Raw genomic sequence first — 21,180 nt, forward strand, 5'->3', positions numbered from 1 at the left:
CATTTTTAGGGGAGGATTCATGATTATTCACCCTTTTGATTAGTTGAATCACCATCAGTAGCTTTGCTAATTGAATCACGCATATCTGTATCCGCCATCACATTCTGATAGTTCATATAATCCATAACACCCATGTTTCCTTGACGTAACGCCTCAGAAAGTGCCATTGGTACTTCAGCTTCAGCTTCAACAACTTTCGCACGCATTTCTTCAACTTTCGCTTTCATCTCTTGTTCTTTCGCTACTGCCATTGCACGACGTTCTTCTGCTTTTGCTTGAGCAATTTTCTTATCAGCTTCAGCTTGGTCAGTCTGTAATTCAGCCCCAATATTTTTGCCGATATCAATATCTGCAATATCAATAGACAGAATTTCAAACGCTGTTCCAGCATCTAATCCTTTTGAAAGAACCGTTTGTGAAATCATATCTGGATTTTCTAATACTTTTTTATGATTTTCAGCTGAACCGATTGTCGAAACGATCCCTTCACCAACACGGGCAATAACCGTATCTTCACCAGCCCCCCCAACAAGACGGTCGATGTTAGCACGTACCGTAATACGAGCCTTAGCTTTTACTTCAATTCCATCCATCGCCACACCAGCAATAAATGGTGTTTCAATAACTTTTGGGTTTACACTCATCTGTACAGCTTCAAGTACATCACGTCCAGCTAGATCAATTGCTGCTGCACGTTCAAAAGTTAATTCAATATTCGCTCTTTGTGCTGCAATTAGTGCGTTAACAACTCGGTCAACGTTACCTCCAGCAAGATAATGCCCCTCTAATTTCGAAGTACTTAAATCAAGCCCTGCTTTTACCGCTTTAATTAACGGGTTTACAACACGAGCAGGAATGACTCGACGTAACCTCATTCCAACTAATTCAAAAATACCAATTCGAACCCCTGCCGCTAAGGCTGAAATCCACAGCATAACTGGTACAAAAGTAAATAATACCGCAAGCAAAATTAGCAATATCGCTAAACCAATTAACAATGTAATACTACCAGGATCTAATGCCATTTTCTTATTCCTCCCTTAATTTGTTTTCTTTCACTTCACGAACAACAATTCGTGAACCAGCTGTATACACAACTTCAATTTTACTACCCTGTCCAATATATCCTCCTTCAGATACAACGTCAAGACGTTCTCCATCAAAAACTGCTGAGCCTGAAGGTCTGAGCGGAGTCAAAGTTGTACCTGTTTGGCCAATCAATTCTTCTCTTGTTTTATTAGAGATATACCCTTTTTCACTACTGGTGGAATCCGTATGAATGATCTTTTTCATCGGACCACGATTGCCAAAATATTTAAAGATGAAAACCGTGGCGACCGCTGTTATCACAAGGGCAATCGCAATATATATAAGCATCGAGGCCGTTGAGAATGACGCAAGTAACATCCCCCCAATAACAGAGGCAATCCCTAACAATCCAAAGATCCCAAAACCAGGTATAAAAACCTCAACCATAATGAGTAAGAAACCAATCACAAATAAAATCATCGATTCCCAACCAGCAAAGCCCGCGAACATATGCCCAAAGAAAAAGAGCAATAAAGCGGAGATTCCCATTATTCCTGGAACTCCAAAACCAGGAGAATATAGTTCAAGAACTAACCCTAAGCTACCAATTGATAATAATATGGGTATGACAACCGGATGAGTAACAAAGCGAGCAATCTGCTCAGAAAAGCTCACTTCCATATCTCGTTCTTCTACATTTCCTAATTCTAAATAGTCAAGAAGCTCCGCTCGATTAGACGCAATTGCTTCAGCATACCCTACTTGCAATGCTTGTTGAGCTGTAAGGGTTAAAAGCTCCCCTTCAGGCGCGCCTAATTCAGGCAGATCAATACGCTGATCAGCCATTGCAAGAGCATACTGCGGATCTCGATCATTCAACTCAGCAGCACTACGCATCTCAGATAACCAATATGATTGTGTCTTATCATCAGCCGCATTTCCAGCACCATCAATTACAGCTGCTGAACCCATAGTTGCCCCTGGTGCCATAATAATTTTGTCAGTATTGAGTGCGATATATGCCCCTGCAGAAATCGCCTTGTTTTTAACAAACGTAATAATCTGGATATCACTTTCTTGAATTAAAAGCGCAATGTTTCCAGCAGCATCAACGGCTCCACCCGGTGTATCCATCTCTAATATAATATGAGTAGCACCATCTTCTTTTGCCGTAGCAATAGACCTTGACATAAAAGCTTCTAGACCACGTTCAACTGTTTGCTCAACTGGAATATAATAAACTAAAGATTCATAATCAGAGTCTTGATCACTATAAACTAGCGATTGAATTGGCATGAGCAAACAAGCTAAAAGAAGAAATGTGATTGAACAAATTAGACGTAAACGCCTTCTTTCCATATGTACCCTCCCTTCTATCGTCGCTCTAATCCTTCTACGAATACAACCTAAAAATGGTTTCAACTTCTTCAACCATTTTTATATAATATTCGCTTTCAATTCACTTATCATTCTATCATGAAAACAAATTCCAGCTCTAGTAAAAGCAAAAAAACGTCTCACCTCTAACAAGAGATGAGACGTTTGTGTCATTATGATAAATGTTGTTGCACAAGACGATTCACAAGACCACCATCAGCTTTTCCTTTAACCTTAGGCATGATTGCTCCCATGACCTTACCCATGTCTCCTTTGGTTGACGCCCCTACTTCTGTTATTGTTTCTTGAACAATTTGAGAGACATCTTCTTCAGAAAGCTGTTCTGGCATATAGTCTTCAAGTACAGTGATTTCATCACGTAGCTTGGAAGCTAAATCTTCACGGTTTGCTTTTTCAAACTCATGGAGGGAATCCTTGCGTTGTTTCAGTTCGCGATTAAGCACCGTAAGGCTATCATCGTCCGTCAACTCACGTCCGAGCTTATACTTCTCGTTTTGCAACGATGACTTTACCATACGGATGACAGAGAGTCTATCCTTTTCCTTGTTCTTCATCGCATTCTTCATGTCTTGATTTAACCGTTCAAGAAGATTCAATGAAAGCACCCTCTCACTTCAATTAGAACTTACGTTTTCTTGCTGCTTCAGATTTCTTCTTACGCTTAACACTAGGCTTTTCATAGTGCTTACGCTTTTTAACCTCAGCCAACGTTCCTTCTTTAGAGAGTGATCTCTTGAAGCGACGAAGTGCAGCATCAATCGATTCGTTTTTGCGAACACGAGTTTCTGCCATTTTATTTCCCTCCCTCCGAAACAACCAACTCAGGACGTACATTCAATTTGAGTGCACGTCTCTTAGCATTATAATACAATCATAGTAATAGGTCAACCGAAAATTGACAAGTTCCACTCTATCATTTTGCTTTTAATCCATTTAACATTAAATCGATATATATTTTGGATACAGCCTTTTCGTTTAACTCTCCTTTTGGATCAAACCAGTGATAACTCCAATTCACTGCTCCAAGAATGGCTAGAGTTATAATATTGCTATGCAAATCTTCACGAAATTCACCAGTTTCAATTCCCTTTTCAATTACACGTTTTATATTCTCCTTAAACTCATCACTTTTCTTAAATATATCTTCTAAATGGACTTCATTAAGATGCTGCATCTCGCGAAAGAACACTCTTGTACTTTGTCCATGCCCCTCAATATGTTTCATTAGCATATAGACCATTTCAAAAAGTTTTTGCTCTTGAGTACTAACTTTATTTACTATTTCCTCTTGGCTTGTTAACAAATCGTCTATATAACGAAGGTGGATGTCCATTAATAGTTCTTCTTTACTTTTAAAATAATAGTAGAACGTCCCCTTCGTTACCCCGAGTGCTTCTACAATATCTTGAATAGACGTTTCAGTAAAACCATTTTGCCCAAACAAGTCAATGCTCTTTTCAATTATTTTCTCCTTCATGTTGATTACGCCTCACAATCTTCTAAAAAAAATCATCGGCTATAGTATATCATAAAAGGTTTAGAGCATTATTCAGCGTTTAAGAAAACTTTGTTAAAGATATCCATGCGCTATGATTCACGTTCTAGTAAAATCGCAATCCCCTGGCCGCCGCCAATACATGCAGTAATAAGTCCAAATTGCTGCTTTCTTCTAGCAAGTTCATAGAGTGCTTTTGTCATTAAAACGGCACCCGTGGCTCCAAGCGGATGGCCATGTGCAATTGCCCCACCATTTACATTTAATTTATTGGCATTAAATTTTAGTTCACGGTCAACCGCTAATGTTTGAGCAGCAAATGCTTCATTGCACTCAATCAAATCAACCTGACCTAATGTCATACGAATTTTTGCTAGCAAAGACTTCACAGCTGAAACAGGACCAATCCCCATAATCTTCGGATCTACACCACTAATAGAGGAACCACGAACAACAGCTAAAATAGACAGACCACGTTTTTCTGCCACTTCTCGTGACATAACCACAAGTGCACAAGCCCCATCATTAATGCCTGAGCTATTGCCCGCAGTTACTGTGCCTCCGTGTAAGAATGCTACAGGCAACTTAGATAAACCTGCTTTTGTCGTTTGCGGACGTGGATGCTCATCTTCAGTAAATATGAATGGTGCTCCCCTTCGAACAGGTATAGTGATCGGTACAATTTGTTCATCAAAGTAACCTTGGCTCATTGCATTAGCCATTTTTTGTTGGCTATTCCAAGCGAATTCATCCTGTTCTTCCCGTGTAATTGAATACTTCTCTGCTAGAGTCTCAGCCGTTATTCCCATAGGGGGATCACCTATGTCCGTTGGCGACAGTTGTTGTGTTCTAAACTTTGGAAGGGAATGATCGTAGACCTTCGTAGGACGATCCATCAAGTAAGGAGCTCGACTTAGACTCTCTGTACCGCCCGCAATATAAATATCGCCAACTCCCGCTTGAATGGCCTGTGCAGCAAGAATAACCGCATTAATGCTTGATCCACATTGTCGATCTATAGTTAATCCCGTTGTAGAAAAAGGAAAGCCTGCTTGTAAAGCTGTTAGTCTAGCGATGTTTCCACCACCACTTGAAACATTGCCAAGTATGATATCATCAACCTCTACTGGATCAATGTTCGCTCTTTTTAATACCTCCTGTAATACAATTGCTCCGAATTCATGTGCTTGTAATGGCGCTAATGCTCCTCCTTGTCTAGCAATAGCTGAACGAACAGCACTGACAATCACAGCATCACGTTTGCCCATTTACTTCCCTCCCTTATAATAGTCCTTTACAACTGTAATAAATGTCCTTATGTAAATGTATCTTGAAATCACTTGTTATATGATTCTCTTGTTTAATATACATACTGATTAGAAAGTAACTCATTTTTCACTATAAATTAAACTTTTCAATCAAACACTCTCTCTTTTTTAATGATTTCTGTCATGCTTGTTCACTTTCGTCCATAGATTGAATAGAGAGGTGATCGGAGTGTTTAAAGAATTATTTTCGTTGTTGGCTGTATTTATTGCTTTGTTCTTATTTGGGATGGTTGTGATGAGAGCAGGACTATTTCAAATCGGACAAGCGAAATTTAAAGAAGTGTTACACCGATTAACGGATTCAGCATGGAAAGGGTTAGTCGTTGGTGCGATTGCCACAGCAATCCTTCAAAGTAGTTCAGCCATCATCATCATGACTGTTGGCCTTGTGGCTACAGGGCTTCTTGCCTTCCGTCACTCAATCGGAATCATTTTAGGAGCGAATATTGGGACGACCATGACAACAGAATTACTTGCACTTGATTTGTCCATGTTAATCGTACCTCTCTTGGTAATCGGTCTAGTCTCTTTAGTAATTCCCAACAAAAAAACATACTCTTTAGGATGTTTATCTTTTGGACTTGCTTGCATTTTTATTGCTATGGATGGATTAGAAACATTAGCTTATCCGCTATCATCGATTCCCTCCATTCATTCATTTTTTGATTTAACAAATGAACATCAATTAGTTGGGATTGGCATCGGAACGGTCCTGACAGCTATCATTCAGTCAAGTACAGCGACCACAGCTATTGCAATGGGATTTATGACGGATAATGTATTAAATCTTCCAGCTGGTATCGCTATTATGTTAGGAGCAAATATCGGGACTTGTGTCACGGCATACTTAGCTAGCATTGGTTCAGGGCGTAGTGCAAAGCTTGTTGCTTATGCGAATATTTGGCTAAATGTGTTTGGTGTTCTTCTTTTCATTCCCCTTATAGGGTGGTTAAGTACATTAGCAAGCAGTCTCACACCGATACCAATGATGCAACTTGCTCATGCTAGCCTTATCTTTAATGTGATTTGCTCGATCATTTTACTACCTTTTGTAACTTATTTCTCAAGGTTTGTGGAATGGTTACACGTAGATAAGTTAAATGCTTGAGGGAAAAGGTACCTGCTAACATTGTTGAGGGCACTGAAAAAGGTCGACTTTCACACCTCTTTCAGTGGCTTCTACATGTCACCAGGTGGTACCCTTTTGTCATTTAGTTTTGATAAGACTGTTGGCTGTAAGACATATCTTGACTAGATTGTCCTTGCCCTTGTTGGTTTTGCATTTGTTGTAATTTCTGCAGCTCTTGTTGCTGTTGCTGTTGGCTTTGAGTTTGCTGCTGCAATTGTTGTTGCGATTGATTGATTTGCTGAGCCATTTGATTCAAGACATTAATGGACTGAATTGATTGACTCACATTCCCTAACATTTGTGTTGCTTGTTGGATAGATTGCTGAAGGTCTTGGAACGTTTTCTGTTGTTGTTGCTGCGCTTGATTGCTAATTTGTTGCAATTGTTGTAATAATTGATTTGTTTGTTGTTGGTCTTGTCCAGAAGTAATCATTGAGTTAGCTTGCTGCTGAGTTGATTGAAGTTGGCTTAGTGTAGACTGCATCGTTTCTAAATGTCCTTTAAGCGGATCTAACTCTACTCCAATTTCCTCTTCAGCTTCCTCAGTCACATGCTCAATGATCTTTTTTGCGTCTTTTTCCAATGCAAACTCCTCCTTAAACGATTCATAATCATAATTTGCTGTTTCTGCTCGACCAACATAAACAGGCGCTGGTGCTGGTTCAGGTCTTGCCCTAAAGAAGTATGCAAGTGCACCTACTATGGCAACAAGCACAAAAACAATGAAGAATAACATTCCATCGATGGCAATGCACCTCCGATTTTCTTGCCCGGTGCCCCAAACCTATTGTTCAGGACAAAAGTTATTATGATCTACATCCCATTCGAATATTTAGAAAGAGTCATTCCAAAATTAGGAGTTAGTAAAAAGCTTGTAACGATCGGTTGGACTAAAATAATTTCTGAACAAAACTATTCTCTTTTTCCATTAGTTACAGGAAAAGTCTTGAATATTTCCCCATTCCTTACAAAGTAGCAAAAACTCTTTAATTTATACAACCAAAAAAGCGTTTTAACTCCCCCGTTAAAACAAGAGAAGGGGCTGCCTCAAAGCCATGAATAGAGGTGGCAATCGCTACTCGCCTTAAGAGGAGAAACCCACTCCTCTTAAGGCTTTTAAAAGATGAAGCGACCCCTCACATTGTTTCGGGGTCACTTCATAAGTCAAAAACCTTTTTGGATACCCCTCTTATCTGCATGAAATTTTATTTGTTTTTCATCCCAATAAAAGAATGAAGAAATTATGAACAGGGAAAAGTACGAATAGACACCAAGGAGGTTGATTATGACTCAACAGTTACATGAATTATCAGAGTGGTTCGAGTCTCATAAAGGAGAGACATTGCTCATTCGAAAGAACGAGCTATCTACGGGGTTGCAGCAGATTTTTGATATTGATCAAGTCACATTGCAACTTGATCATATTTCTGTTGTAAAAAACGTTTCAAATATTGACGATTACATTCCTAGTCAGGAACTTGTTCTACATGGCGAGGGCAGCATTAAAAGTGTTGAAGGAATGAAAGACCTACCACAAAACGCCTATGAAATTCCCCTTTTTGGCAGGGTAGTTACGACAAAGGAAAATAACGGATTAAAACTTGAAACTGAAAAAGCATTATATGAAATTTACCCTAATTAAAGAGGCTTTCTACAAGGTCCGTTTTTTGACCTTGTAGAAAGCCTCGAAGCAATGTGCGGAGTCGCTACATCTTTTAAAAGCCTTGAGAGGAGTGGTTTTCTCCTCTCAAGGCGCGTAGCGAACGGAGCCATTGCCACCTCTGTTCCGGACTTTTAGGACGCCCCATTGCAATCCTTTAAAAAGGTCCGTTCTTTGGCCTTTTAGACAGCCTTTTTAAATGAAATTCATGAATCATTCATTTCCTGAAGTTTCCTACCCATCATTTCTTCATTCATTGCTCCTATATGAATGTCTGTTATCATGCCATTTTCATCAATAAATAATGACGTTGGCATCGGACCAATTTGATAAAGAGAAGCTATTTCACCAAGTTCATCTAAAAGAACAGGAAATGTTAAACCGAGATCGACCGCAAAATTTTTGACATGATCACGGGAGACTTCTGTATTCGTTCCATTAATCGCAAGCAGGACAATATCATGATTTCTATAAAACTTCTCCATATCGGGCATTTCTGCTCTACAAGGAGGGCACCATGTTGCCCAAAAGTTGATCATAACTCTTTGCCCTTTAAAATCAGAAAGCGAGATCTCCTCTCCCTCAAACGATTGCAACACGAACTCCGGAGCTGTTTGCCCAACTGCAATCTTTACTGTCCCTTCACTCCCTCCCACCATCACTGCTTCATCTAGGCCCCCTAGTAACCCCCATCCGTGTATGCAGGTAAGAAGTAATAAGGTGAACAAACCTTTTTTTGTATTTTTATTGATAGTCCCTTCACTTGGTCTGATCTTTTTAGAACCAACTAACCCACTTAAGCAAATTAAGAAATAAAACCAACTTGGAACAGCGGCATCAAACATTCTAACTTGAAAAATGAGAGTTAAAACACCTAGTGCCATTCCATACAACACGGCTAATCGGATGAAGATCAACTGAGCACTGATCTTTTTTTGCTGCTGAAAATAAAAAAAGAACAACAAAATGAGGTTAATGATTGTTTGATAAAGACTAACCGGGTGTCCGTCTGAACTGAAAGGATAAAACGAAAAGTAAATTGATTCAAGGACGAGATAGCTAACAAAAATCGGAAGAAAAACAGTCACTCTACTTATATTCTCTTTCTTCGTTTTCCAAAAAACATAGATAGCTACCACTCCCCAAGCTATCATCCATTCATTTGTTCCACTAGGCATTGCAAGTACAGCAATAGGGTCAGAAATAGCAATCATCGGATACACAATAAGGGATGAAAACTGATAAACAATAAAAAAATAAATAAAACTATTCCAATACACTTCTCTTGCTTCTTGAGATTGGTAAAGCCCTTTAACTAATTGAATCGATAAGAACAATCCCACTATAAGCATAATTGCTAACGAAAGCCAAGTTTGCTTAATAATAAACGGACCAATTGTCCAAATACCATCCATCTGAATCCACCACCTTCACTAATTAGGTTCTATCATTTAATAGCAAATGTCAAAAAAATTGTTTCTACCAGATAAAACAAAGGGTTGCCTCAAAAGGTCTATTTTTTGGCCTTTTGAGACAACCCCGAAGAAGTCCTTCAAATCAATAATCAGTATTTGCTTGCTCTCCATTCACAATAGACACACCCGCACTAGCACCAATACGAGTAGCCCCTGCTTCGACCATTGCTTTTGCACCTGCAAGGTCACGAACGCCACCTGAAGCTTTTACACCAATATCTGGTCCAACCGTTTTTCGCATTAAAGCAATGTCTTCTACCGTTGCACCACCAGTAGAAAACCCAGTGGATGTTTTCACATAATCCGTTCCAGCCTTTACCGCTAGCTCACATGCACGTACTTTCTCTTCATCCGTTAAGAGACTCGTTTCAATGATGACTTTTGTTAACGCCCTCCCTCTTGCAGTAGCTACCACCGCACGAATATCTCTTTCAACAAGTTCATCATTCTTATCCTTTAGAGCAGCAATATTAATAACCATATCTACCTCTGTTGCCCCATTTTCAATGGCATTTGTTGTTTCAAAAGCTTTCACTTCTGTTGTCGATGCCCCGAGCGGAAACCCAATTACCGTACATACCTTTACGGGTTCTGCTTCAATTAATAACTCTGCAGCAAGCTTTACCCATGTAGGATTGACACATACAGATGCAAACTGGTATTCTTTTGCCTCCCTACATAGCGTTTCAATTTGCGCTTTCGTTGTATCTGGTTTTAATGCCGTATGATCAATTAGATTCGCAATTGACTTACTCAATTGTTAACATCCTCTCTTTACATAGTTATTTGTCCTTCAATAGCATAGAAGTACATGAGCGACGAGAAATTTCTACTATGTACGTATTGAATGAAAGTATTAGTCTTTTTATAGTCTCTCTTTCCTCGTCATTTCACTCATTTATTTCATCACAAAACCTCCATCAACGACCATACATTGGCCTGTAACAAAAGATGACCAGCCACTAGCAAAAAATAACACACTCCCAACAACATCATCTGGCTTAGCAATCCGATGTAGAGGTGTTTGGCCTTTGATAAGCTCCTTCACTTCCTCTTTTGTCGTTCGAGATGCATCAGTAGGATAGACGAGGCCTGGTGCAACACAATTAACTGTAATTCCAAATGATCCGAGGTCGACTGCTAGGTTTTGAGAATATGCGAGTACCGCCCCTTTTGCTGTATTATAATCATGATAAGGAACGATCGGCCTATAAACTAAATTACTAATCATATTAATAATTCTTCCAGATTTCCTCTCCTTCATAAGAGGGATAACATGCTTACATACATTATATGTTCCTTTTAAGGCTCCATCGATTTGACGTTGATAGTCCTCCCATTCAAGTTCCCAAGCAAGTTTTCTTTGATCTGGATCAAATGTATAAGCATGTAATGCATTGTTTACTACAATGTCAACCGAATCAAATTCTGCTATTATTTTGTCGATCATCTCTTTAACATCAGACTCGCTTGTCACATCTCCTTGTACAGTCATAGCATCAATATTATACGTATCCATTAAGTGGTTAGCGAGTTGCTCAGCCTGCCCTTTACTGTTCAAGTAGTTAATAATAATCGTTGCTCCTTGTTTTGCAAAGCTTTTTGCAACAGCTGCCCCTATTCCACGACTTGAACCCGTGACAAGGATGACTTTTTGTTCTAATTGTATATCCATTCGATCACCTAGTTTAATTGTTCTACTAATTCATTCGTTGTAATTTTTTCGATATTTACTCTTTCGCTTAGTAGACCTAACTCATAATAAGTTTCCTCTACTTCTTGTAAAATATCTACGTTCAACCAACCCAATCCTTTTTCAGCGACTTCTTCATTCGTTGATGTTTCATTACGGATGTTGATAATTTCAATATTTCTATAAACATCTTGACCATCTATAGCAGCAGTAACAGCAACTTCAGCCGCTTCTTTTGGATGCTCCATCGTATATGCTACACTGTCACGATACACCTGTAGAAAACGAATGAGCGCTTCTTGTCTTTCTTGGAACGTTTGTTCAGTAACAACAAACACATCAGCAGGAGTATTTAGTACATCTTTCACTTCAATTACATCGACTTCTCCTAATTCATTACGCTGAGCATCAAACAATCCTGTATCAGTTGCTGCTGTTGCTACTACTTGTTTATTCATTAATGGTCCAAAATTTAGTACGCCTGTTTCAATAAGATTCACATCATCTTCGCTCATTCCAGCTTGATGCAGGAGAACAAGCAAGTTCTGATACGTTCCGCTACTTCTACTGTATATGCCAACATCTTGTCCACGTAAATCTTCCATGTTCGTTATATTGCTTTCTTTGAGTGAAATTAAATTAAAGACATTTTCAGGATAAATGTTATAGATCACTCTCAATTCTTCCCCTTGTTCAAGCGCTAATAGAACTGCTTCCACATTCGCAAAAGCAATATCAGCATTGCCAGCAATAATATTACGAACTGCATCTCCTCCGCCAGCTCCAGGAATGAACTCAAAGTCGATTCCCCCATCTTCAAACCAACCTCTTTCTTCTGCTAAGTAAATGTTGGCTTGTTCGGTAATCGGTTGGCTCCAAGAAGCCATTCTTATTCTTTCAATTGATTGTTCTGCAACTTCTTCTTGAACCTCACTCTCTTCTTCAGTTCGTTCTTCTTCCGCTCCACAACCGGCAATACTTAAAGTAAGTGCGGCAAAACAAAAAGAAGCTCCGATTTTTTTGATAAATTGTTTCATTTCATTTCTCCCCTAGAATAACTATATTTTTTAAAAAAGATAACCTCAATCCAATTGATTAGTTGATACAATATAATTCCTTTGACAGTAAGCAAAATAAAAACAGAGAACATTAAGGTAGTATCGAGCATTCCTTGAGATGCAATAATTAGTGCACCTAACCCTTTATTCGCTCCAATAAATTCACTTATAACAGCTCCGACAACACTTAATACGACTGCGACACGTAATCCAGAGAAGATGTAAGGCATAGCTGTTGGAAGTCGAAGCTTTAATAGAGTTTGACTTCGTGATGCTTTTAGTGATCGAAAAAGCGCCAATTTATCTCGACTAACATGAGAAAGTCCTGTCACAGTACTTTCAAATAAAGGAAAGAAACAAACAAGGGCTACAATAACTATTTTTGGTGTATATCCAAAGCCAAACCACAATACTAATAGAGGTGCTAACGCTAGTTTCGGCATCGCTTGTGAAGCAATGATATACGGCTGTAATATTTCTTGCGTTGTCTTGGACTGTGCAACTAAAAACCCTAGACCAATCCCAAGAACAGTTCCCGCAAAGAAACCACCGAACACCTCAATAGACGTTGCTAAAATATGCGGATAAAAATATCCACTTTGAAAATGTTGTATTAAGTTGGCACCAATAGCTGTTGGGGCTGGTAGGATAATTTTTGAAATATCTTTTACATGAACAACCACTTCCCAGATGACAAGCAAAAAAAGAAATAGCAAAAACGAATAGATTTTCGTCACTTTCATTTTCAATGACCACCTAACCCTTCAATCGAGTTATGTAGGCCTTTCACCATTTCAATAAACGAGGCATCAAACTTTAACTCCTTTGGTCTAGGTCTTGCAAAAGGAACTTGTAATTCTTCGACGACCTGCGCTGGCTGTCCACCTAACAAAATAACTCGATCCGAGAGATAAGCTGCTTCTGTAATATCATGTGTGATGAATACGGTAGTCGTCTTATACTGCTTTGTCAATTTCATCAATTCTAATTGAAGCTGTTCTTTCGTCATCGCATCTAGTGCTGAAAAAGGCTCGTCCATTAACAGGATTTTAGGCTCCATCATGAAAGCCCTTGCCAATGTTACTCGAGACATCATTCCGCCTGACAATTCATGAGGATACTTATTTTGATGAATACCTAAACCAACAGAAGCAAGTACTTCCGACGCCTTATCTAGATCCTGTTGACTAGGTTTTCGTTTTAATTCAATTGGCATGAGAACGTTCTCTATCACATTCCGCCATTCTAGAAGAACAGGTTTTTGAAACACGTACGTAATTTCATCAAGTGGCTCAAAAATCACCTGCCCTAACACGTTAACCTCACCTTTTGTCGGAGTCAGCAAGCCGCCAAGCATTTGCAAAAGGGTCGTCTTCCCGCTTCCACTTTTCCCAATGATACTAACGAACTCACCCTTTTGGATTTCTAAATGAATATGATCTAGTATAGGCGCCTGGTCTCTGTTAAATTGCAGGGTAATGTCTCGACACGTAATGATCGTCACCTTTGTCACTTCCCTTAATCTCTAAATAAATCAAATAAATCCATTTGTTCTTCTAATGTAGATTCTACATCACAAAATCTGACTAAATCAGCTAAATGAAACCGACCATCATGATGCCAGCCAGGTTCAGGGTGCGGCATAGAGCCTAATGCACAAATTCGATTGACACCATATCCACCTAAAAGGTGAACAATAGAAGAGAAAGATTGAGGTGCACACCCAACTCCGACTGTTTGTACGAATCCCTTTACTTGATTCAAATAGCCCTTTATGTCATTTACATTGTCGATAGGTACAATGGTGACAAATCGGTTAAGAGGAGAGAACGGAAATTGATGATCTTCCCCTCGTCCACGATAGACCACGGTCCAATCTGTTCCATACTCGCTTTTTAAAAGACTAAGATCAGAATTGTCAAAGCTCTCAAATTCAATCGATGTCCGTAGTTTTACTATTGATTGTAGCTCTTCTTCTGTTAACCGGGCACGAGGATGCGTTTCCTGAAAATTGGCCATCTCATTCGCTAACATTTGGGCAAAATCTCGCGGTGAATATGCTCCTCCTCGCTCAATAAAAAAGACATGCGGAGAGAGACATCCTTGCTGATCAAACCATGAAGCATCACTAGCTGCAAGCTTTGCCGCTTGCCATGCTTTCGTTTTCTGTAAACACTCTTTCGTTAACAACCCAAAACTAACCTTATGACCATGCGCATGAAAGCTTGTCTGTGCAGGCACTTTCTGCCTAACTGTTTCAATCGTTTCTTTTCCACCATAAGCAATGACGGCATCAGTTGATTGGAAACTCACCTCTTCTAGTGACTGATTTCCACCTTTCCACCAAAGAATTGCTAGTGAATCTCCTAACCTTGGATCAATGTCTGCAATTGTTTTAGCAAACAACACGGGAAACAACGGTTCAGAAGAAGATACTTTTCCAAGTGTAGCTGACTTCAACATTATACCTGCAGCCAAACTCCAAAGCGGCAAGGCTGGAACATTTCCTGAAAAGATATGAGTGATAATACTTGGGCCGTAAGCTCGGCATACCCCTCCTGATTTTCTCGGACGAAATTCATCCAACACAAGAGGATTGGGAAAATCCTCTTCAATCATCCTTTGTAGTTTCACCTTGCGAAATTGGCGCAAATACCGGCTTAGAAATAAGCGAATCATTTCACGATCATAGCCTGTAATGACCGGTAAAAGTTCCTCAGCTAACTTTCTTAATTCATACTCCGGGTCTAACCATTTTTCAATCGCTTGATCAAACACATCAATTAGATCGTTCGTCCGAAGTGTGCTTACATAGTCCATTTGCTGCTGTTTCAGCTTGTCCATGACTTTTTGAATAAGAACTGGAGTGAGCTGTGGAACAGAGAGTTCAACTCTCTTGTCATAATTATCAAATACTAATTTTTGAATAGATGCTTCTGCAAAATCCTGCTCACACGAGAAGGGGACATGATAACATGCAAAGCTTAACGTCATACTGAATCTCCCCTTGATTGTTGAGCTGAAGCTAAAAACTGTTCGACAGCTAATGAACACCCTTTCGCCTCTGCACCTTCTGCTCGACCGAACAAATAAAACCCATTCCCCGCACTGACACCTATATCCTCTGTTAAAATGCCCATAACTGAATTCAAGTTCGCCAAATCATAGTGAACGATAATCCCTCTTTCTCCTAAGGATTTCTCCTCCATTCGTTCGATATCCATTACTACCGTTCTAACCCAATGGGGTCCATATTTCGTTGGGGTATGATACTCAACTTCGTTATGAAGTAAGTTTCCATCATACATTTGAGAGCTTAACTCTGTCATTCCATACATATTAAGACAATATTCTAAAGGTAACGAAAATAGCTTGCTCATCTCTTTTTTAAACTCATTCGGTTCCATTTCTCGGGAGCGTCCTTTTGCTCCACCTGTATCCATTAAACGACTTTTAGGTGGCAATTTAAAGTTCACATTCTTATTCCGACACTCATCTAATAAATGGATAAAAGAAAAAGTCGCTCCAATTAATAAAAGCGGTTCCTCATTTTTTTCCGCTTTTCGTAATTCTTCAATTAGTTTCTCTAATTGAAATTCACCTTTTGAGAAAACGTATAGACTATCTTCTGTTCCAAAGAATTGTTTAGCAATATGTAAATAATGTGCCAATGACGAATTTGGCAGCACTTCTTCTTCTGGAAAAAGAACAAACATTTTCACCTTTTCAAGATCAGGCATAATCGCTGACTTAAAAAAGGTCTTCATAGATAAATCATAGATGTCTAAATCTCGGTGATAGTTTTTTCCTCTTTTTTCGGGATTCGTTGTTCCGCTTGTCATAAATAACGCTTCTGTTTCCTCAATTGGATGACTTGTTAAAGTTGTTAATTTAAAGGCATCAATCGGGACAGGAGGGATCTCTAAAAAGTGTTTGATGTTTCTAGGTGAGACACGACGTTTTCTACAAAATTTTCGAAACGTTTGGTTGTGATTATATTGGAACTGAAAAACATTCATAGCCATTTGATTAAATTGTTCATCGCTGGCAGTAGGTTGATTAATAAATTTTCTGAGTTCTTGTTTTAATGTTTCATATGATGGTAACAATCTCTACACTCCTCTTCAACATAAACAAAACCGCTTTCTATCTCGAAAGCGGTCATCAATCTTCACTATGTTTTCTCAAAAAAATATAGCTGATAAAATGATGGCCACTTCCCTACGCTATGATTACATAGTTCAGGTTCAAAGGGTCTAAGCAATGCTTTAATCTCAGCCAACTTTGGCTCCCCTAGCGGTAAAAATCTAATATAGTTACTCAATAAATCATATCATTAATTACGTCTTATCGCTATAGTTGCCCAAACAGTGAAAAAGGGGCATCCCAAAAGGTCCGTTTTTTGACCTTTTGGGATGCCCCCGAAGCAATGCGGAGTCGCTACATCTTTCAAAAGCCTTGGAAGAAGTGGTTTTCTCCTCTCAAGGCGCATAGCCAACGGATCCATTGCAGCCTAGTTTCGGACTGATGAGACAGCCCCTTTTTTATCCATTCACAACTTGTACTGTTTCAGCTTCCTCTAACACGCGTACGAATTCGCCTTCGTTATAAGGATAACCCGCTTTTATAATTTTTACTTTTACAAGTTTACCAATCATCTCTTCAGAAGCAGGAACTTTTACTTTCAAATAGTTGTCGGTATATCCGATGAATAAACCACTATTTTTATTTTCCTTATCGCGCTCTTCCGGAATTACTTCAAGCACTTCCCCTTCAAAATGCGATGCGTATTCTTTTGCTAGCTGATTAGATAATTCGATTAAACGGTGAACACGTTCATTTTTAATCTCTTCATCAACTTGATCTTCCATACGAGCAGCAGGTGTTCCTGTACGCTTAGAATATGGAAACACATGTAGTTCACTGAACTTGTGCTTTGCAATAAAATCAAACGTTTCTTGAAACTCTTCTTCTGTTTCTCCAGGAAAACCAACGATGACATCAGAAGTTACAGCAAGCCCTGGTAGAACTTCTTTCAAACGATCTAAACGCTCACCAAAGAATTCCATCGTATACTTACGGCGCATACGTTTTAACACAGTATTTGATCCTGATTGCAATGGAATGTGCAAGTGGCGCACAACTTTATTTGAACGGTCAATCACGTTAATGACTTCATCAGTTAATTGACTTGCTTCAATTGATGAAATACGGATTCGCTTCAAGCCTTCTACTTTTTCTAAGTCTTCCAGTAAACGAGCAAGACTGTAATTCTTCAAATCTTCCCCATATCCACCAGTATGAATCCCGGTTAGGACAATCTCTTTATAACCAGCATGAACCAATTGTTCTGCTTGTTTAATTACTTCCTGTGGATCGCGTGAACGCATCAAACCACGAGCCCATGGAATAATACAAAATGTGCAGAAGTTGTTACAGCCTTCTTGTATTTTTAAGGAAGCACGCGTACGATCAGTAAAAGCTGGAACATCAAGCTCTTCATAAACACGTGACTTCATGATATTTCCTACTCCATTAATAGGCTCGCGTTCACGTTTGAACTGCTCAATGTATTCTAGCATCTTCACACGGTCTTGTGTCCCAACGACAATATCGACTCCAGGAATCGCCATAATTTCAGCAGGGGAAGTTTGAGCATAGCAACCCGTTACACAGATAACGGCATCAGGATTTTTACGGATTGCACGACGAATCACTTGTCGGCTTTTTTTATCGCCTGTATTTGTTACTGTACATGTATTAATGACATAAACATCTGAAGTTGCTTCAAAATCAACTTTTTCATAGCCTTCATTATGAAACAGCTGCCAAATTGCTTCTGTTTCGTAATGATTTACTTTACAACCTAATGTATGAAAGGCAACAGTAGGCATTAATATCACCTCATTAATTCGAAATGGTACGAAATCGCAGCAAGCACATAAAGAGATGCCGTTTCCGTACGTAATATCCGTGGTCCAAATCCACAAGCAATAGCACCTTGTTCAGTTAATTGACCAAGCTCTTCTTCAGTGATTCCACCTTCAGGTCCGATAATCACTAAAACTTTCTGCCCAAGCGTAACTGATGCTAACTGCTGAGCCAACTGAACTTGTTCTCCTCGCTTTGCCGATTCTTCATATGCTAAGATTACTACATCATACGAAGAGATTTTTTGTTTTAAGTCATTAAAAGAATGAACATTTAGGACCTCAGGAATGCATTCTCTATACGACTGTTCCGCGGCTTCCTTTGCAATTTTTTCTAACCTTTCAATTTTCTTGCCAGCTTTCTTTTGATCCCACTTTACGATCGAACGAGCAGCCGAAAAGGGAAGAAAAGCAAAAGCGCCCAGCTCCGTTCCTTTTTGAATAATTAAATCGAGCTTATCTCCTTTAGGAAGACCTTGTGCAATCGTTACTTGTACAGGGAGTTCTGTTTTAGGATCGAGCGTCTCTATTATGTCGGCAATGATTTCCTTATCCGAAAGATTTGATAAACGACATTTCACTGTCCTAGAATGATTGTCACTACAAATAACCTCATCACCAACATCCATCCGCATCACTTTTGAGATGTGCTTAACATCCTCACCTAGGATATGAACGGCTGTGTCTGTCATCTGCTCTTTTTTAACAAAATATCGTTGCATCTTCATCTTCCTTATTTTAAAGTGATATCAAAAAGGGACTACCTTTTTAGTCAAGCCTTACTTCTTCTTCGCAATAATGGCTACCCAATCATCCATTTCAACGATTTCTTCTATAACAAATCCACCGCTTGTGAGGGCATCTTTTACTTCTTGTTTCTTACGCTTAATAATTCCTGATGTAATATAAATTCCGTCTGGCTTAAGAACCGCTGCCGCATCTTGAACAAAACGAACAATAACTTCTGCTAATATATTTGCTACAACGATATCAAATGGTCCTTCGATTCCTTCGAGTAAATTGTTCTGTTTCACCGTTACGGTGTTATCCACTTGATTTAGCACGACATTTTGCTCTGCACTTTCAACCGCTACATAGTCTAGATCAAGCGCTAAGGTACGTTTTGCCCCTAGCTTTGCCGCAGCGATACTTAATACACCTGATCCTGTTCCAACATCTACAACTTCTTCTCCGCCTTTGATCACCTGATCAAGAGCTTGAATACAAAGAACGGTCGTTGGATGTGTTCCTGTTCCAAATGCCATACCTGGATCAAGTTCAATAATCGTTTCATCCTCCGACGCCTCATACTCTTCCCAAGTTGGAGTAATCGTGATAGAGCTGGACACCTTTACAGGTTTGTAATATTTTTTCCATGCTGTTGCCCATTCCTCTTCATGTACTTCGGCTATTTGAACTTTGTTCGAGCCAAGATCAATATCATAAGCAAGTAACCCATTGACTGACTCTTTTATTTCATCAAGCGTTTCTGCTAAAAAACTATTAACAGGGAAGTATGCTTTTACAATAACACCCTCTTCTGGATAATCATCAGGAGAGAGTTGGTAGATTTCACCGAAACGATCGCCCCACTCCTTTGCAAGGTCGATAGAGTCTTCAATTACAACCCCACTTGCGCCAGCTTCGTGCAAAATATTACAGACTGGCTCAACCGCTTCCTCTGTTGTATGAATACTAAATTCCGACCATTTCATCATTTCTACCAACTCCAGTTTTTAATTAATCACCTTTAAAGGCTCTTCTTACTTTTGCAAAAAAACCATCATTCTGTTCATCTGGTTGGCCACCAGACATCTTTGCAAACTCACGAATCATATCTTTTTCTTTCTCTGTTAAATCCTTAGGTGTAACAACACGAACTTTTACGTGTTGGTCACCTTGGCCCCGACCATGAACATTCGGTACACCTTTTCCACGTAAACGGAAGTTCGTGCCTGTTTGAGTCCCTGCAGGAATTTTAAGCTTCACTTTTCCGTTCAAAGTTGGCACTTCAATTTCGTCGCCAAGTGCAACTTGAGCGAATGTTAGTGGCATTTCACAATAAATATCATCACCATCACGCTCAAAGAATTCATGTGGTTTTACGTTAAAGACAACATATAAGTCTCCAGGAGGACCTCCGTTCACACCAGCTTCCCCTTGACCGGATACACGAAGTTGTTGCCCGTGATCAATACCAGCTGGTACTTTCACGCTGATCTTTTTGCGTTTACGTACCTTCCCTTTTCCACCACAGGTTGAACATTTATTTTTAATGAATTTCCCAGTACCTTCACAGTGGTGACAAACTCTCCGATTGACGACTCGACCAAATGGTGTATTTTGCTCTACATTTAATTGACCAGAGCCTCCACAATGTGAACACGTTTCTGGCTTTGTACCAGGTTTTGCTCCTGAACCTGTACATGTTTGACACGTTTCTTCTCTTGGAATTTCAATTTCCGTATCTTTTCCAAATACAGCTTCTTTAAAATCCAGCGTCATTGTATATTGCAAGTCTGCACCTTGACGTGGCGCATTCGGGTTACGGCGCCCGCCGCCTCCAAAGAACATATCAAAAATGTCACCAAAGCCTCCACCGAAGTCTCCAGCACCACCGCCGAACCCTTGATTCGGATCTGTATGACCAAATTGATCATAATGAGCTTTCTTTTGTGGGTCACTTAATGTGTCATATGCATCTTTTACTTCTTTAAATTTCTCCGTAGCGTCAGCTTCCTTATTGACATCAGGGTGATATTTACGCGCCAATTTACGGTACGCTTTTTTCACTTCATCAACTGAAGCATTTTGATCGACACCAAGGACTTCATAGTAATCTCGTTTACTCATGTCATCCACTCCCGACTCTTTTCCATAACGTTCATATTATCATCATCATAGCCTTGTTCGCAAGATGTAGGAAAGAAGAACTATTATCCTCTTTTTGGTATACATTCGTAGAAAAAGTCAAAGTCATGTAAT

At 39.4% G+C, this 21,180-nt stretch carries 21 protein-coding genes and 1 riboswitch; of the genes, 2 read left to right on the forward strand and 19 right to left on the reverse strand.

The window, feature by feature from the left end; all coding sequences use genetic code 11:
* Positions 1 to 23 precede the first annotated feature (23 nt).
* From floA to AC1FXP_RS06030, 6 genes are all read right to left on the reverse strand, one after another.
* Complete coding sequence (gene floA, locus AC1FXP_RS06005; RefSeq protein ID WP_480059371.1) at positions 24 to 1,025, reverse strand: flotillin-like protein FloA; 1,002 nt, start codon at positions 1,023 to 1,025, stop codon at positions 24 to 26.
* Between the two features lie 4 nt (positions 1,026 to 1,029).
* Positions 1,030 to 2,388: an NfeD family protein gene (locus AC1FXP_RS06010; RefSeq protein ID WP_480059373.1), complete on the reverse strand. Its 1,359-nt coding sequence runs from the start codon at positions 2,386 to 2,388 to the stop codon at positions 1,030 to 1,032.
* 191 nt (positions 2,389 to 2,579) lie between these two features.
* Positions 2,580 to 3,023 carry a GatB/YqeY domain-containing protein gene (locus AC1FXP_RS06015; protein WP_480059375.1) on the reverse strand — a complete coding sequence of 148 codons (444 nt, stop codon included), beginning with the start codon at positions 3,021 to 3,023 and terminating at the stop codon, positions 2,580 to 2,582.
* Between the two features lie 22 nt (positions 3,024 to 3,045).
* A complete protein-coding gene (rpsU, locus tag AC1FXP_RS06020; protein ID WP_003323311.1) occupies positions 3,046 to 3,219 on the reverse strand; it encodes a 30S ribosomal protein S21 in 174 nt (57 codons plus the stop codon).
* Positions 3,220 to 3,340: 121 nt separating this feature from the next.
* Complete coding sequence (locus AC1FXP_RS06025) at positions 3,341 to 3,904, reverse strand: TetR/AcrR family transcriptional regulator (RefSeq protein WP_480059377.1); 564 nt, start codon at positions 3,902 to 3,904, stop codon at positions 3,341 to 3,343.
* 110 nt (positions 3,905 to 4,014) lie between these two features.
* On the reverse strand, positions 4,015 to 5,190 hold the full coding sequence (locus AC1FXP_RS06030; RefSeq protein WP_480059379.1) for a thiolase family protein: 1,176 nt from the start codon (positions 5,188 to 5,190) through the stop codon (positions 4,015 to 4,017).
* A 229-nt stretch (positions 5,191 to 5,419) separates the two neighbouring features.
* On the opposite strand from AC1FXP_RS06030, the gene AC1FXP_RS06035 reads away from it, so the two are divergent.
* Positions 5,420 to 6,358, forward strand: coding sequence for a Na/Pi symporter (locus AC1FXP_RS06035; protein WP_480059381.1), 939 nt, complete (start codon positions 5,420 to 5,422; stop codon positions 6,356 to 6,358).
* 103 nt (positions 6,359 to 6,461) lie between these two features.
* Here the strand turns inward: AC1FXP_RS06035 and AC1FXP_RS06040 are convergent, their stop codons facing one another.
* Entirely contained in the window at positions 6,462 to 7,115 is a 654-nt protein-coding gene (locus AC1FXP_RS06040) for a hypothetical protein (RefSeq protein WP_480059383.1), read from the reverse strand.
* A 549-nt stretch (positions 7,116 to 7,664) separates the two neighbouring features.
* Between AC1FXP_RS06040 and ymzB the strand changes: the two genes are divergently transcribed.
* Complete coding sequence (ymzB, locus tag AC1FXP_RS06045) at positions 7,665 to 8,021, forward strand: protein YmzB (RefSeq protein WP_480059385.1); 357 nt, start codon at positions 7,665 to 7,667, stop codon at positions 8,019 to 8,021.
* A gap of 224 nt (positions 8,022 to 8,245) precedes the next feature.
* Here ymzB and AC1FXP_RS06050 read toward each other — a convergent pair whose 3' ends face one another.
* The 12 genes from AC1FXP_RS06050 to dnaJ form a co-directional block, all read right to left on the reverse strand.
* On the reverse strand, positions 8,246 to 9,454 hold the full coding sequence (locus tag AC1FXP_RS06050; RefSeq protein WP_480059387.1) for a redoxin domain-containing protein: 1,209 nt from the start codon (positions 9,452 to 9,454) through the stop codon (positions 8,246 to 8,248).
* A gap of 142 nt (positions 9,455 to 9,596) precedes the next feature.
* Positions 9,597 to 10,271, reverse strand: coding sequence for a deoxyribose-phosphate aldolase (gene deoC / locus AC1FXP_RS06055; RefSeq protein ID WP_480059389.1), 675 nt, complete (start codon positions 10,269 to 10,271; stop codon positions 9,597 to 9,599).
* A 141-nt stretch (positions 10,272 to 10,412) separates the two neighbouring features.
* Positions 10,413 to 11,189, reverse strand: a complete 777-nt coding sequence (locus AC1FXP_RS06060) for a 3-oxoacyl-ACP reductase (RefSeq protein ID WP_480059391.1) — start codon at positions 11,187 to 11,189, stop codon at positions 10,413 to 10,415.
* Between the two features lie 8 nt (positions 11,190 to 11,197).
* The gene (locus AC1FXP_RS06065) at positions 11,198 to 12,244 is read right to left on the reverse strand and encodes an ABC transporter substrate-binding protein (protein WP_480059393.1); all 1,047 of its coding nucleotides are present in this window, start codon (positions 12,242 to 12,244) and stop codon (positions 11,198 to 11,200) included.
* Positions 12,241 to 13,008 (reverse strand): ABC transporter permease, encoded by a 768-nt coding sequence (locus AC1FXP_RS06070; protein ID WP_480059395.1) that lies wholly within the window; start codon positions 13,006 to 13,008, stop codon positions 12,241 to 12,243. The genes AC1FXP_RS06065 and AC1FXP_RS06070 overlap by 4 nt, the downstream gene beginning before the upstream one ends.
* Positions 13,009 to 13,010: 2 nt before the next feature.
* The gene (locus tag AC1FXP_RS06075) at positions 13,011 to 13,769 is read right to left on the reverse strand and encodes an ABC transporter ATP-binding protein (RefSeq protein WP_480059397.1); all 759 of its coding nucleotides are present in this window, start codon (positions 13,767 to 13,769) and stop codon (positions 13,011 to 13,013) included.
* A 14-nt stretch (positions 13,770 to 13,783) separates the two neighbouring features.
* Positions 13,784 to 15,259, reverse strand: coding sequence for an acyl-CoA reductase (locus AC1FXP_RS06080; RefSeq protein WP_480059399.1), 1,476 nt, complete (start codon positions 15,257 to 15,259; stop codon positions 13,784 to 13,786).
* The gene (locus AC1FXP_RS06085) at positions 15,256 to 16,374 is read right to left on the reverse strand and encodes a LuxE/PaaK family acyltransferase (RefSeq protein ID WP_480059401.1); all 1,119 of its coding nucleotides are present in this window, start codon (positions 16,372 to 16,374) and stop codon (positions 15,256 to 15,258) included. The genes AC1FXP_RS06080 and AC1FXP_RS06085 overlap by 4 nt, the downstream gene beginning before the upstream one ends.
* A 92-nt stretch (positions 16,375 to 16,466) precedes the next feature.
* Positions 16,467 to 16,570, reverse strand: a riboswitch (TPP riboswitch).
* A 239-nt stretch (positions 16,571 to 16,809) separates the two neighbouring features.
* Positions 16,810 to 18,159 (reverse strand): tRNA (N(6)-L-threonylcarbamoyladenosine(37)-C(2))-methylthiotransferase MtaB, encoded by a 1,350-nt coding sequence (mtaB, locus tag AC1FXP_RS06090; RefSeq protein ID WP_480059403.1) that lies wholly within the window; start codon positions 18,157 to 18,159, stop codon positions 16,810 to 16,812.
* A gap of 5 nt (positions 18,160 to 18,164) precedes the next feature.
* Positions 18,165 to 18,917, reverse strand: a complete 753-nt coding sequence (locus AC1FXP_RS06095; RefSeq protein WP_480059405.1) for a 16S rRNA (uracil(1498)-N(3))-methyltransferase — start codon at positions 18,915 to 18,917, stop codon at positions 18,165 to 18,167.
* Positions 18,918 to 18,974: 57 nt separating this feature from the next.
* Positions 18,975 to 19,910 carry a 50S ribosomal protein L11 methyltransferase gene (prmA, locus tag AC1FXP_RS06100; RefSeq protein ID WP_480059519.1) on the reverse strand — a complete coding sequence of 312 codons (936 nt, stop codon included), beginning with the start codon at positions 19,908 to 19,910 and terminating at the stop codon, positions 18,975 to 18,977.
* Positions 19,911 to 19,935: 25 nt separating this feature from the next.
* Positions 19,936 to 21,048, reverse strand: a complete 1,113-nt coding sequence (gene dnaJ / locus AC1FXP_RS06105) for a molecular chaperone DnaJ (RefSeq protein WP_480059407.1) — start codon at positions 21,046 to 21,048, stop codon at positions 19,936 to 19,938.
* Positions 21,049 to 21,180: the final 132 nt, after the last annotated feature.

It is taken from the genome of Halalkalibacter sp. HAAS-P013 (assembly GCF_056619925.1).

Excerpts from the sequence above, each read along its gene's own strand:
- mtaB (WP_480059403.1), bottom strand. The coding sequence starts at position 18,159 with ATGCCTACTGTTGCCTTTCATACATTAGGTTGTAAAGTAAATCATTAC.
- AC1FXP_RS06010 (WP_480059373.1), bottom strand. The coding sequence starts at position 2,388 with ATGGAAAGAAGGCGTTTACGTCTAATTTGTTCAATCACATTTCTTCTT.
- AC1FXP_RS06030 (WP_480059379.1), bottom strand. The coding sequence starts at position 5,190 with ATGGGCAAACGTGATGCTGTGATTGTCAGTGCTGTTCGTTCAGCTATT.
- AC1FXP_RS06080 (WP_480059399.1), bottom strand. The coding sequence starts at position 15,259 with ATGACGTTAAGCTTTGCATGTTATCATGTCCCCTTCTCGTGTGAGCAG.
- AC1FXP_RS06065 (WP_480059393.1), bottom strand. The coding sequence starts at position 12,244 with ATGAAACAATTTATCAAAAAAATCGGAGCTTCTTTTTGTTTTGCCGCA.
- dnaJ (WP_480059407.1), bottom strand. The coding sequence starts at position 21,048 with ATGAGTAAACGAGATTACTATGAAGTCCTTGGTGTCGATCAAAATGCT.
- rpsU (WP_003323311.1), bottom strand. The coding sequence starts at position 3,219 with ATGGCAGAAACTCGTGTTCGCAAAAACGAATCGATTGATGCTGCACTT.
- AC1FXP_RS06095 (WP_480059405.1), bottom strand. The coding sequence starts at position 18,917 with ATGCAACGATATTTTGTTAAAAAAGAGCAGATGACAGACACAGCCGTT.
- AC1FXP_RS06040 (WP_480059383.1), bottom strand. The coding sequence starts at position 7,115 with ATGTTATTCTTCATTGTTTTTGTGCTTGTTGCCATAGTAGGTGCACTT.
- AC1FXP_RS06050 (WP_480059387.1), bottom strand. The coding sequence starts at position 9,454 with ATGGATGGTATTTGGACAATTGGTCCGTTTATTATTAAGCAAACTTGG.
- ymzB (WP_480059385.1), top strand. The coding sequence starts at position 7,665 with ATGACTCAACAGTTACATGAATTATCAGAGTGGTTCGAGTCTCATAAA.
- AC1FXP_RS06060 (WP_480059391.1), bottom strand. The coding sequence starts at position 11,189 with ATGGATATACAATTAGAACAAAAAGTCATCCTTGTCACGGGTTCAAGT.
- floA (WP_480059371.1), bottom strand. The coding sequence starts at position 1,025 with ATGGCATTAGATCCTGGTAGTATTACATTGTTAATTGGTTTAGCGATA.
- prmA (WP_480059519.1), bottom strand. The coding sequence starts at position 19,910 with ATGAAATGGTCGGAATTTAGTATTCATACAACAGAGGAAGCGGTTGAG.
- AC1FXP_RS06025 (WP_480059377.1), bottom strand. The coding sequence starts at position 3,904 with ATGAAGGAGAAAATAATTGAAAAGAGCATTGACTTGTTTGGGCAAAAT.
- AC1FXP_RS06070 (WP_480059395.1), bottom strand. The coding sequence starts at position 13,008 with ATGAAAGTGACGAAAATCTATTCGTTTTTGCTATTTCTTTTTTTGCTT.